The organism is Flavobacterium franklandianum (genome assembly GCF_007097365.1).
Lineage (GTDB): Bacteria > Bacteroidota > Bacteroidia > Flavobacteriales > Flavobacteriaceae > Flavobacterium > Flavobacterium franklandianum.
The window spans coordinates 18,712-30,711 of record NZ_VJZR01000013.1 but is presented as its reverse complement, the minus strand read 5'-3'; the positions used below and the strand labels follow the sequence as shown (position 1 = coordinate 30,711).

Sequence of the window (12,000 nt, the reverse complement as noted above, 5' to 3'; positions counted from 1 at the left end):
TAAAAATCAAACCATTTTAAACAAAATCGGTTGAAAACCGAAATTCAGAATCTCAAAGTCGGAGACTTTAGGGAGCAGCTACAAAAACTAATCAAACCAATGGATTTAAAAAATCATTACGATACACTTTACAAAGAATCGATTGAAAAAATTGTTGCCGATAACTACCATATCGACAGCCAAATCGACTCTCCTTCAGACCGTAGGTTTGGCTTAACTTTGATAATTCGCCCAGATCTTCAAACCAAAACTACCATTCAGCACTTTTTAAACGAACTCAAAGCTATAGATCCCGACCAGTATTATTATCCTAATTCAGATATTCATATCACAGTGATGTCCATTATTTCTTGCTATGATGGCTTTGATTTAGCATCCATATCTATCCCAGATTATGTGGCTATTATCGAAAAAAGTCTAATAAATATTCGCGATATAGAAATCAATTTTCAAGGAATAACGGCTTCTCCTTCGGCAATAATGCTGCAAGGTTTTACCAATACAAATTCTCTAAACGATTTAAGAAACAACCTCAGAACCCAATTCAAAGATTCAGGACTCGAACAAAGCATCGACAAACGGTATTCTATCCAAACCGCACATTCCACCATAGCCCGATTCCGAAAACCAATTAGCAACAAAGAAAAACTCTTGGCAATAGTCGAAAAATATAGGAATTTCAATTTTGGAAAGTTCAAAGTGGATAGTTGTTATTTAGTGTATAACGATTGGTATCAAAGAGAAAAATGGGTAAAAGAACTACATAGATTTATATAGTTTTACTTTCTATTGCATCTTAAAAACACGAAAAACTTAAATTTTCATTCCCTCTTAGATTTCCTTATATTTGTTGCACAAAACAAATCGATACAGTGAGCGAAATCAACAAGCTAAAAATATTCAATGATCCCATTTACGGGTTTATTACCATCCCTAACGCCTTAATTTACGATTTAATTCAGCATCCTTATTTCCAGCGATTGCGACGCATTTCTCAAATGGGTTTGTCTTATTTAGTTTATCCAGGCGCCAATCACACCCGTTTTCATCACGCCTTGGGCTGTATGCACATTATGCAAAAAGCCGTTGAAACACTCCGTTTCAAAGGGGTTTCCATATCGCCAGAGGAAGAAAACGCCTTGTATATTGCCATTTTATTGCACGACATTGGTCACGGACCTTTTTCGCATGCGATGGAAAGAAGCATTGTCGAAGATGTACATCACGAAGCCATTTCGTTGTTATTTATGCAGCAATTGAATCTAGAGTTTGATGGTCAGTTGAGTTTGGCTATCAAGGTTTTTAAGGGCGATTACCACCGAAAATTTATGCTGCAACTCATTTCGAGTCAGCTCGATATGGACCGAATGGATTACCTGAAACGTGACAGTTTTTATTCCGGAGTGGCCGAAGGAAATGTCAATTCCGAACGCTTAATTCAGATGATGAATGTAGTTGATGATGTATTGGTTATTGAAGAAAAAGGCATTTATTCGGTCGAGAAATTCTTGATGTCCAGACGATTGATGTATTGGCAAGCCTATTTACACAAAACTAGTTTGGTAGCCGAATTGATTTTGACGAAAGTCCTAAAACGAGCCAAAGAATTGACCGAAAAAGGAGTGGTTTTGCCTTGTAGCGAACCTTTGATGTTCTTTATGAAACACAAAATAACAATGGAAACTTTCGATAGCGAAACTTTAGATTTATTTTCACAACTCGATGATTTTGATATTATTAGTGCTTTGAAAGGCTGGCAAAAACAAAATGATTTTATACTTTCTTCCTTAAGTAAAATGATTATCAACAGGGATTTATTGAAAATTAAATTAAGTGACGAAAAAGTTCCCGCAGAAGATTTACATCATTTAAAAGAACAGTTTGCAGAAGCAAATAATATTACTTTGGCCGAAACCAATTATTTTATATTTAAAGGTAAAATAAAAAACCAAGCCTACAGCAAAGAAGCCGAGCCCATCCGAATTCTGAAAAAAGACAAAACAATTGAAGATGTTGTCGAAGCTTCGGACCAATTGAATTTGAAGTCATTATCAAAATTTGTGACCAAATATTATCTTTGTTATCCAAAACAACTTGTTTAAAAACCTATATTTAAAATCTATTTTTTATATTTTTGTCGAGATGAAACAAAAAAACACATTTTTTTTGAATTTAAGTAGGACGACAAACAGAGCGTTTCATCTTATTCCTATAAAAAACACATTTCGATAAGATGAAGTTTACAGCAGAGCAAATAGCAGGCGTATTGGGGGGAGAAATCGTAGGTAATCCAAAAGCCGAAGTTTATAAATTATCAAAAATCGAAGAAGGTTCTGATGGGTCTATAAGTTTTTTGGCAAATCCTAAATATTTACCTTATATTTATTCGACTCAGGCAACTATTACTATAGTAAATAATTCCTTCATTCCTGAGGGCGAATTAAAAACTACCTTGATAAAAGTGGAGGATGCGTATTTGTCTTTTACTAAATTATTGGAATTTTACGATCAAGCCACAAAAGGGAACAAAATAGGTATTGAACAACCTTCATTTATTTCGGAAAGCGTTAAATATGGTATCAATTTATATTTTGGAAGCTTTAGTTATATTGAAAAAAATGTAGTTTTGGGTGATGATGTCAAAATTTATCCCAATTGTTTTATTGGCGAAAATGTAAAAATTGGGAATAATGTTACTATTTTTGCCGGCGCAAAAATTCATTCGGAAACGGTAATAGGAAACAATTGTGTTATTTATTCTGGGGCAGTAATTGGAGCCGATGGTTTTGGTTTTGCACCAAATGAAAACGGAACTTATACTAAAATCCCTCAAATAGGAAATGTTGTTATTGAGGATAATGTTGATATTGGAGCCAACACAACGATTGATAAAGCCACGATGGGTTCTACTATTATACGAAAGGGAGTGAAACTCGACAATCAAATCCAGATTGGACATAATGTAGAAATCGGCGAAAATACCGTTATTGCAGCTCAAACAGGAATTGCGGGTTCTACAAAAATTGGAAAAAGCGGAATGATTGGTGGGCAAGTGGGGATTGTAGGACATCTCACAATAGGTAATAATGTACGTATCCAAGCGCAATCAGGGGTTGCAAGAAATGTTAAAGATGACGAAATTTTACAAGGAAGTCCCACATTTGGATACAATGATTTTAGTAAATCGTATGTTCATTTCAAGAATTTACCAAAAATTGTTATAGAAATTGAAGAATTAAAAAAAGAAATATTAAACCAAAAAAAGTAAACAATGGTTAAACAGAAGACTATCAAAACAGAAATTTCACTAACCGGAGTTGGATTACACACAGGGAAAGAAGTGACTATGACTTTCAAACCTGCTCCAATCAATAATGGTTTTACTTTCGTTCGAAAGGATTTAGAGGGACAACCTGTTATTGAAGCCGATGCCAATTATGTTGTAAATACTCAAAGAGGAACTAATTTAGAAAAATTAGGAGTTAAAATTCAAACTCCTGAACACGTTTTGGCGGCATTAGTGGGTTGCGATTTAGATAATATTATCATAGAATTAGACGCATCAGAACTTCCTATTATGGATGGTTCTTCGAAATATTTTGTTGAAGCTTTAGAAAAAGCAGGTTTTCAAGATCAGGAAGCCAAAAGGAATGTGTATGTTGTAAAAGAAATAATTTCGTTTACCGATGAAGAATCGGGTAGTGAAATTATGATTATGCCAAATGATAACTACAGCGTTACGGCAATGGTCGATTTTGGAACTAAAGTTTTAGGTACTCAAAATGCCACGATGAAAACAATTGCTGATTTTAAAACAGAAATCGCCGATTCAAGAACCTTTAGTTTTCTGCATGAATTAGAATTTTTGTTAGAAGAAGGATTGATAAAAGGTGGCGATTTGAATAATGCCATTGTTTATGTAGATAAAGAAATTTCCGAAAAGACAATGAATAATCTAAAAATTGCTTTTGGAAAAGAGGAATTGACTGTCAAACCCAATGGAATTTTAGATAATTTAACCCTTCATTATCCAAACGAAGCCGCAAGACATAAATTGTTGGATGTGGTTGGCGATTTATCCTTAATAGGAACTAGAATCCAAGGAAAAGTAATTGCAAACAAACCGGGACATTTTGTCAACACTCAGTTTGCCAAAAAAATTGCAAAAATCATTAAAATCGAACAAAGAAACTACGTTCCTGTTTATGATTTGAATCAAGAGCCATTGATGGATATACACAAAATTATGTCGGTTTTGCCACACAGACCTCCCTTTTTGTTTATCGATAGAATCTTAGAAATGTCTGAAAGTCATATCGTTGGATTGAAAAATGTAACCATGAACGAAAGTTTTTTCGTGGGTCATTTTCCAGGAGCTCCAGTAATGCCGGGCGTTATTATTGTAGAAGCTATGGCGCAAACAGGAGGGATTTTAGTATTGAGTACTGTTCCAGATCCTGAAAATTATTTGACTTATTTTATGAAAATCGACAATGTCAAATTCAAACATAAAGTGCTTCCGGGTGATACATTAACATTTAAATGTGAATTAATCACGCCTATAAGAAGAGGAATATGCCACATGCAAGCCAACGCTTATGCTAATGGAAAACTCGTAGCCGAAGCAGAATTGATGGCTCAAATAGCCAAAAAACAGTAATTAAAATGTTTAAAGTTTGTTGTTGATGGTTTATAGTTAAAAACACATCCTCAACCACAAGCCATAAACTCCAAACCATAAACAAAACTATATGAATCAACCGCTTGCTTATGTTCATCCCGGTGCCAAAATTGCCAAAAATGTAGTTATTGAACCTTTTACTACTATTCATAATAACGTTATTATAGGCGATGGAACTTGGATAGGTTCAAATGTAACTATCATGGAAGGTGCAAGAATAGGGAAAAATTGTAATATTTTTCCAGGAGCAGTAATTTCTGCCATTCCACAAGATTTGAAGTTTGGTGGAGAAGATTCTTTGGCAATAATTGGTGATAATTGTACAATTAGAGAATGTGTAACGATCAATAGAGGTACGATTGCTTCTGGGCAAACTGTAATTGGTGATAATTGTTTGATAATGGCAGCGGCGCATATTGCCCACGATTGTCATATTGGTAACAATGCGATTATTGTTAATGGAGTACTTTTGGGAGGTCACGTTACAATTGGGAATTATGCCATTATTGGAGGACTTTCCGCTGTACATCAATTTATTAGCGTGGGTGATCATGCCATGATTTCTGGAGGTTCTTTGCTACGAAAAGACGTTCCGCCATTTACAAAAGCGGCGAAAGAACCTTTATCTTATGTTGGAATAAATTCAGTTGGATTGAGAAGACGTGGATTTTCATCTGAAAAAATAAAAGAAATTCAAGAAATTTACAGAATATTGTACCAAAAAAATTACAATGTAACACAAGCTTTAGGAATTATTGAAGCTGAAATGGAAGCAACTCCTGAGCGTGACGAAATTATTGATTTTATCAGAAATTCATCCAGAGGTGTAATGAAAGGTTATTCGGGGAATTACTAGTGCTCAGATTTCAGGTTGCGGATTCAGGAAGAGGTTACAAGTTTCAGATTTAAGAAATTCGACCCCATTAATGCGTCAAACTTCAAACAACTTTAAACAAATTTAAACAACAAAAAACATAAAAATGGCATCAACATCAGATATTAGAAACGGATTGTGCATAAAATATAACAATGATATTTATAAAATCATTGAATTTCTTCACGTTAAACCTGGAAAAGGACCCGCTTTTGTGAGAACAAAACTTAGAAGTTTAACAAACGGAAAAGTATTAGACAATACCTTTTCGGCAGGTCACAAAATTGAAGAAGTTCGTGTAGAGAATCATAAATTCCAATATTTATATCCAGAAGGCGATTTGTTTCACTTTATGAACGTAGAATCTTTCGAGCAAATTTCATTGAACAAAAATATTTTGGATTCTCCAGACTTGTTAAAAGAGGGCGAAAATGTTATGGTAAGTATCAATACGGAAACAGATTTACCACTTTCAGTAGATATGCCAGCATCAGTAGTTTTAGTAGTGACTTATGCAGAGCCTGGAATCAAAGGAAATACTGCAACAAATGCAACAAAATCGGCTACGGTAGAAACAGGAGCATCAGTAAATGTTCCCTTGTTTATCAATGAAGGAGACAAAATTAAAATCGATACGACTACCGGAAATTATATGGAAAGAGTAAAAGAATAGTTGGCAGTATTCAGATTGCAGTTTGCAGATAAGATGAATACCGAATACTGAACACTAAATTATGAAATTCAATACAACACATACTTTAAAGGAAATTGCAGCTATTATCAACAGCGAATTTGTTGGTGATGAAAATTTCCTAGTTTATGGAATGAATGAAATTCACGTAGTAGAATCAGGTGATATTGTTTTTGTTGATCATCCCAAATATTACGATAAAGCATTAAGTTCTGCTGCAACAACCATTTTAATCAATAAAAATGTAGATTGTCCTGAAGGTAAAGCCTTATTGATTTCGGAAGACCCATTTCGTGATTTCAATACTTTAACCAAACATTTTAAACCCTTTCAATTTTCGAATGTTGCTATTTCAGCTTCCGCCAAAATTGGAGCAGGAACTGTAATCCAACCTAATTCCTTCATTGGAAACGAAGTTGTTATTGGAAAAAATTGTTTGATTCATTCGAATGTTTCCATTTATGATCATACTGTAATTGGTGATAATGTGATTATTCACGCTGGATCCATTCTCGGAGCAGATGCTTTTTATTATAAAAAACGTCCTGATGGTTTTGACCAATTAATTTCAGGTGGAAGAGTAGTTATCAAGGACAATGTTGGTATTGGAGCACTTTGTACTATTGACAAAGGAGTCACCGGCGATACAATTATTGGCGAAGGAACAAAATTAGACAATCAAGTACACGTTGGACACGACACCGTTATAGGAAAAAAATGCTTAATTGCTTCCCAAACAGGAATTGCAGGTTGTGTAATCATAAAAGACGAAGTTACTATTTGGGGACAAGTAGGAACCACAAGTGGTATAACAATAGGAGAGAAAGCAGTAATTTTAGGACAAACTGGAGTTACAAAATCAATTGAAGGTGGCAAAACCTATTTTGGTACACCTATCGAAGAATCAAGAGAAAAATTAAAACAACTTGCCAATATTAAAAAGATTCCGGAAATACTCAATAAACTAAAGTAATATGAAACCAAAAGATATTGTTCTCGATTTCTATAAATCTGATGTCCTCTTAGATAGAAAAACTGTTAGCGAGTTGCTTCATCCTGAAGTCACCATCGATTGGAATACTAGCAAAGGTTTTATCCAAATGGATTTCAATGATATTTTGTCCCTAACCGATGAATTGGCTAAGGCTTACGTTCGTTCCAAAATTAGAATTAGTCATATTCTTCAAGAAAAAAATCTTGTTTCATTGCGATTTTCCCACTTTGTAAAAACTATTGAAAACCCACGAGAGGAAATGCTAATGGGTAATTTTTTCGTAATTTGGGAAGTCAAAGACGATAAATTGTTCAAAGGGTATCAAATGAGTCATTTTTCTTAACTATTTTTTCAAATATTAACCGCAAAACCATACTTTTGCACATCAATAAAAAAACCACATAAAAAATATATCATGAGTGTTTTAGTTAATAAAGATTCAAAAATAATTGTTCAAGGATTTACAGGAAGCGAAGGAACATTCCACGCTTCACAAATGATTGAATATGGTACAAACGTTGTTGGTGGTGTAACTCCAGGAAAAGGGGGAACAGTCCATCTAGATCGACCAGTTTTCAATACAGTTAAAGACGCCGTAGATCAAGCAGGTGCAGATACAACTATTATTTTTGTACCACCAGCTTTTGCTGCCGATGCCATTATGGAAGCTGCCGATGCAGGTATCAAAGTGATTATTGCCATCACTGAAGGAATTCCTGTGGCCGATATGATAAAAGCCAATAACTATATAAAAAGTAGAAATTGTAGATTAATTGGTCCAAACTGTCCGGGTGTTATCACTCCAGGTGAAGCCAAAGTAGGGATTATGCCAGGTTTTGTTTTCAAAAAAGGAACTGTTGGTATCGTTTCAAAATCAGGAACTTTAACCTATGAAGCGGCCGACCAAGTTGTAAAACAAGGGTTGGGAATTACTACTGCCATTGGTATTGGTGGAGATCCAATTATTGGAACTACAACCAAAGAAGCTGTTGAATTATTTATGAATGATCCAGAAACGGAATGTATAGTAATGATTGGTGAAATTGGTGGTCAACTGGAAGCTGATGCTGCCAAATGGATTAAAGCTGATGGAAATCGCAAACCAGTAATTGGATTTATTGCTGGTGAAACTGCTCCAAAAGGCCGAACAATGGGTCATGCAGGTGCAATTGTTGGTGGTGACGATGATACAGCCGAAGCCAAAAAACGTATTATGAGAGAATGTGGAATTCACGTTGTAGATTCTCCTGCCGAAATTGGAAAAAAAGTAAAAGAAGTTTTAGGATAATCTTAAACACACAATAAAATAATATACCTCACGGTTTTCGTGGGGTATTTTATTTAATATTAATAATAGAAAATAAAATGTACAAAGAATTAAAAAAAATTAAAGTCAAAAATCAGTTCACTTTTTCAATAGACGATAGTTTAGAAGAAGTTTGCAATGCGCCAGAAGTAGGAAGCGGAATTTTCCTTGTATATGCAGTTGATGGTGAGGAGAAAGAATTGATTATGGTAGGTTCTACAGGAACCATCCAAAACGATGGAACACTTAAAAGTAAAAACGGTGGTTTGTTCGATAAAATCGTAAACGGTCATCAATTTGCCAAAACCGGAAGAAAATATTCATGGCCTGCACAAATGAAATTAGAAAGTATCGAAAGACTGGAAGTGTATTGGTACGAAACTTTCAACGAGAAAAATAAAGTAATTCCAACTTTTGTAGAAGGACAAATTTTACAAAATTTCTTGGACGAAAACGGAAAATTACCAAGATGGAATGTGGCTTTTTAAACTACTAATCCTAAAATAATTGAAATGCCCGCGCAATTCGTTGGGCATTTTTTTTGGCACGAACTACATTATACTTATATTTGAATCTCAAATAAATAAATTAAACTTTTACATCTATTATATGAAATTACTCGAAGGAAAAGTAGCAATAATCACTGGCGCAAGTCGTGGAATTGGAAAAGGAATCGCAGAAGTTTTTGCTAAACACGGTGCAAACGTGGCATTTACATACAGTTCCTCTGTAGAATCTGCACAAACTTTAGAAAAAGAATTGAACGCAATGGGCGTCAAAGCCAAAGGTTATCAATCGAATGCGGCCGATTTCAACGAAGCTCAAACTTTTGTTGATGCTGTTTTAGCTGAATTTGGAACCGTTGATATTTTAATAAACAACGCCGGAATTACAAAAGACAACTTGTTGATGCGAATGTCCGAAGAAGATTTTGATAAAGTAATTGATGTTAATTTGAAATCAGTTTTCAATATGACCAAAGCGATTCAACGAACTTTCCTGAAACAACGCGCGGGCTCCATTATCAATATGAGCTCGGTGGTAGGAGTGAAGGGAAATGCTGGACAAACGAATTATGCTGCTTCGAAAGCCGGAGTTATTGGCTTTACAAAATCTGTGGCGCTAGAATTAGGTTCCCGAAATATTCGTTGCAACGCCATCGCTCCAGGATTTATCGAAACGGAAATGACGGCTAAATTAAGTGAAGAAGTTGTAAAAGGTTGGAGAGAAGGAATTCCGTTGAAACGCGGAGGAACAACTGATGATGTAGCCAATGCCTGTCTGTTCTTGGCTTCGGATATGAGTGGGTATATTACAGGGCAAGTTTTGAATGTTTGCGGAGGAATGCTTACTTAAAAAGTTGGCAGTATTCAGTTTTCAGTAATCAGCTGAATACTAAATACTGAACACTGATCACTAAAAAATATGACAACAAACACCATTCTATTATTATTGCTTTCTTTATTAATAGCAGGCAGTTTGTCGTTTTTTCAATATTTTTATAAAGCCAAAACCAAGTCGAAAGTAAACTTGGTTTTGGCTTTTTTGCGTTTTTTATCCATTTTCGGAATATTATTGTTGTTGATTAATCCAATAATGAGTCGAAAAACATTGGAAACCATTAAAACTCCTTTGCCAATTGTAGTGGATAATTCGAGCTCAATTGTAGGTTTAAAAGCGAATGAAACTGCGTTAGAATTATATAAAAAGCTATCTCAAAACAAGGAGCTGCAAGACAAATTTGACATTCAATCCTATCAATTTGGTAATGAATTTGAACAATCAGAAAAGTTTGATTTCAAGGGAACGCAAACCAATTTGGATGAAGTGGCCAAAAACTTGAAAAGCATTTATAAAAACACCATTTTTCCAACGGTTTTGATTACGGACGGAAACCAAACTTCGGGGAATGATTTTGTCTATTCTTTTGATGCGAATAACAATGTTTATCCAATGGTTGTAGGAGATACAACGACATTTTTGGATTTAAAAGTAAGTCAATTGAACGTTAATAAATACGCTTTTCAAAAGAATAAATTTCCTGTAGAAGTGTTTTTGAACTATTCTGGAAACAAAAGCATAACCGCAAATTTTAGTATTTCGCAAGGAAATTCAGTTTTGAGCAAGCAAAAAGTTTCTTTTTCGTCATCAAAAAAATCGATAGTTTTGAGTGTGTTACTTCCTGCCGAGAAAGTAGGATTGCAAGTTTTTAAAGCCACGATTTCTCCCAAAGAAAAAGAGAAAAACACCTATAACAACACCAAGAACTTTGCTGTTGAAATCATTGACCAAAAGACAAATATCGCGATTGTTTCTGCCATAAATCATCCTGATATTGGTGCTATGAAGCGTGCAATTGAATCTAATGCTCAACGAAAAGTAACTATTGTTAAACCTAATTCAATCAATTCATTACAAGATTACAATGTTTTAATTTTGTACCAGCCAACGAACGAATTCAAGTTGGTTTTTGAGAAAAATAAATTAGCAGGAATTAACACTTTTATTGTTACTGGAAACAGTACCGATTTCAATTTTTTGAACCAACAACAGAGCAATTTGGTTTTTAAAATGAGCAGTCAAAAAGAAGATTATTTAGCCGAATTCAATTCGCAATTCAATCTTTTTGCCATTGAAAATATTGGTTTCGAAAATTTTCCTCCTTTGCAAAATCCTTTTGGAACAGTAACTACAAATGTATCTGTTTCGAAATTGCTTTCTTCCAAAATCAGGAATATTGATACCAATGCTCCTTTATTGGCTTTTTCCGAAAATCAAGGCAAACGATCTGCTTTTTTGTTGGGAGAAAACCTTTGGAAATGGCGTTTGCAAAGTCACGTTGACCAACAATCTTTCGATAAATTTGATGTTTTTGTGGACAAAATCATTCAGTTTTTGGCTTCCAACGATTCCAAGAAATCTTTGGTTGTCAACCACGAAAGTTTCTATAATTCGGGAGAATCTATTGAAATTTCGGCTCAGTATTTCAATAAAAACTACGAATTTGACGAGAAAGCACGTTTGACCATTTCTGTAACTAATACCAAAACGAAGCAAACTAAAAACTACGATTTATTGAAAGGGAATAATTCCTTCAAAGTCAATCTTAACGGACTTTCGGCTGGAGGATATGATTTTTCAGTTAAAGAATTGAATTCAAAAACAAGTCATTCTGGACATTTTGAAATTCTAGATTTTGACATCGAAAAACAATTTGTCAATCCTGACGTAGAAAAATTAAATCAATTGGCTGTTCAAACACAAGGCAAATTACATTACCCAAATCAGGTTGAAGCATTAATCCAATCACTTTTGGAAAACGAAAATTACAAAGCCGTTCAAAAAGAAATTGTAAGTAAAAACCCTTTGATTGATTGGGTTTGGTTACTAGTTTTGATTGCCATCTCACTAGCTTCGGAATGGTTTGTCAGGAAATATAACGGGATGTTGTAAG

12 protein-coding genes are annotated in these 12,000 nt (G+C 34.5%); all 12 read left to right on the top strand.

What is annotated here, in order from left to right; genetic code table 11:
• Positions 1-99: 99 nt before the first annotated feature.
• Entirely contained in the window at positions 100-777 is a 678-nt protein-coding gene (locus tag FNW17_RS13030; protein ID WP_144071856.1) for a 2'-5' RNA ligase family protein, read from the top strand.
• 95 nt (positions 778-872) lie between these two features.
• Positions 873-2,102, top strand: a complete 1,230-nt coding sequence (locus FNW17_RS13025) for an HD domain-containing protein (RefSeq protein ID WP_143392043.1) — start codon at positions 873-875, stop codon at positions 2,100-2,102.
• Positions 2,103-2,233: 131 nt separating this feature from the next.
• Positions 2,234-3,268 carry a UDP-3-O-(3-hydroxymyristoyl)glucosamine N-acyltransferase gene (gene lpxD, locus FNW17_RS13020; RefSeq protein WP_143392042.1) on the top strand — a complete coding sequence of 345 codons (1,035 nt, stop codon included), beginning with the start codon at positions 2,234-2,236 and terminating at the stop codon, positions 3,266-3,268.
• Between the two features lie 3 nt (positions 3,269-3,271).
• The gene (locus FNW17_RS13015) at positions 3,272-4,660 is read left to right on the top strand and encodes a bifunctional UDP-3-O-[3-hydroxymyristoyl] N-acetylglucosamine deacetylase/3-hydroxyacyl-ACP dehydratase (RefSeq protein ID WP_143392041.1); all 1,389 of its coding nucleotides are present in this window, start codon (positions 3,272-3,274) and stop codon (positions 4,658-4,660) included.
• Positions 4,661-4,751: 91 nt separating this feature from the next.
• The gene (gene lpxA, locus FNW17_RS13010) at positions 4,752-5,537 is read left to right on the top strand and encodes an acyl-ACP--UDP-N-acetylglucosamine O-acyltransferase (RefSeq protein WP_144071855.1); all 786 of its coding nucleotides are present in this window, start codon (positions 4,752-4,754) and stop codon (positions 5,535-5,537) included.
• A 124-nt stretch (positions 5,538-5,661) separates the two neighbouring features.
• Positions 5,662-6,228: an elongation factor P gene (efp, locus tag FNW17_RS13005; RefSeq protein WP_143392039.1), complete on the top strand. Its 567-nt coding sequence runs from the start codon at positions 5,662-5,664 to the stop codon at positions 6,226-6,228.
• A gap of 61 nt (positions 6,229-6,289) precedes the next feature.
• Positions 6,290-7,219 (top strand): UDP-3-O-(3-hydroxymyristoyl)glucosamine N-acyltransferase, encoded by a 930-nt coding sequence (locus tag FNW17_RS13000; protein WP_144071854.1) that lies wholly within the window; start codon positions 6,290-6,292, stop codon positions 7,217-7,219.
• 1 nt (position 7,220) lies between these two features.
• Complete coding sequence (locus tag FNW17_RS12995; RefSeq protein WP_143392037.1) at positions 7,221-7,583, top strand: nuclear transport factor 2 family protein; 363 nt, start codon at positions 7,221-7,223, stop codon at positions 7,581-7,583.
• Between the two features lie 72 nt (positions 7,584-7,655).
• Positions 7,656-8,528 carry a succinate--CoA ligase subunit alpha gene (sucD, locus tag FNW17_RS12990; protein WP_143392036.1) on the top strand — a complete coding sequence of 291 codons (873 nt, stop codon included), beginning with the start codon at positions 7,656-7,658 and terminating at the stop codon, positions 8,526-8,528.
• 77 nt (positions 8,529-8,605) lie between these two features.
• Entirely contained in the window at positions 8,606-9,034 is a 429-nt protein-coding gene (locus tag FNW17_RS12985; RefSeq protein WP_143392035.1) for a hypothetical protein, read from the top strand.
• Between the two features lie 121 nt (positions 9,035-9,155).
• Positions 9,156-9,902 (top strand): 3-oxoacyl-[acyl-carrier-protein] reductase, encoded by a 747-nt coding sequence (fabG, locus tag FNW17_RS12980; protein ID WP_143391454.1) that lies wholly within the window; start codon positions 9,156-9,158, stop codon positions 9,900-9,902.
• A 69-nt stretch (positions 9,903-9,971) separates the two neighbouring features.
• A complete protein-coding gene (locus FNW17_RS12975) occupies positions 9,972-11,999 on the top strand; it encodes a hypothetical protein (RefSeq protein ID WP_144071853.1) in 2,028 nt (675 codons plus the stop codon).
• Position 12,000 lies beyond the last annotated feature (1 nt).

What these genes read in the sequence shown, in the direction of transcription:
- FNW17_RS13030 (WP_144071856.1), top strand. Translation starts at nt 100, where the DNA reads ATGGATTTAAAAAATCATTACGATACACTTTACAAAGAATCGATTGAA.
- lpxD (WP_143392042.1), top strand. Translation starts at nt 2,234, where the DNA reads ATGAAGTTTACAGCAGAGCAAATAGCAGGCGTATTGGGGGGAGAAATC.
- FNW17_RS13015 (WP_143392041.1), top strand. Translation starts at nt 3,272, where the DNA reads ATGGTTAAACAGAAGACTATCAAAACAGAAATTTCACTAACCGGAGTT.
- lpxA (WP_144071855.1), top strand. Translation starts at nt 4,752, where the DNA reads ATGAATCAACCGCTTGCTTATGTTCATCCCGGTGCCAAAATTGCCAAA.
- efp (WP_143392039.1), top strand. Translation starts at nt 5,662, where the DNA reads ATGGCATCAACATCAGATATTAGAAACGGATTGTGCATAAAATATAAC.
- FNW17_RS13000 (WP_144071854.1), top strand. Translation starts at nt 6,290, where the DNA reads ATGAAATTCAATACAACACATACTTTAAAGGAAATTGCAGCTATTATC.
- FNW17_RS12995 (WP_143392037.1), top strand. Translation starts at nt 7,221, where the DNA reads ATGAAACCAAAAGATATTGTTCTCGATTTCTATAAATCTGATGTCCTC.
- sucD (WP_143392036.1), top strand. Translation starts at nt 7,656, where the DNA reads ATGAGTGTTTTAGTTAATAAAGATTCAAAAATAATTGTTCAAGGATTT.
- FNW17_RS12985 (WP_143392035.1), top strand. Translation starts at nt 8,606, where the DNA reads ATGTACAAAGAATTAAAAAAAATTAAAGTCAAAAATCAGTTCACTTTT.
- fabG (WP_143391454.1), top strand. Translation starts at nt 9,156, where the DNA reads ATGAAATTACTCGAAGGAAAAGTAGCAATAATCACTGGCGCAAGTCGT.
- FNW17_RS12975 (WP_144071853.1), top strand. Translation starts at nt 9,972, where the DNA reads ATGACAACAAACACCATTCTATTATTATTGCTTTCTTTATTAATAGCA.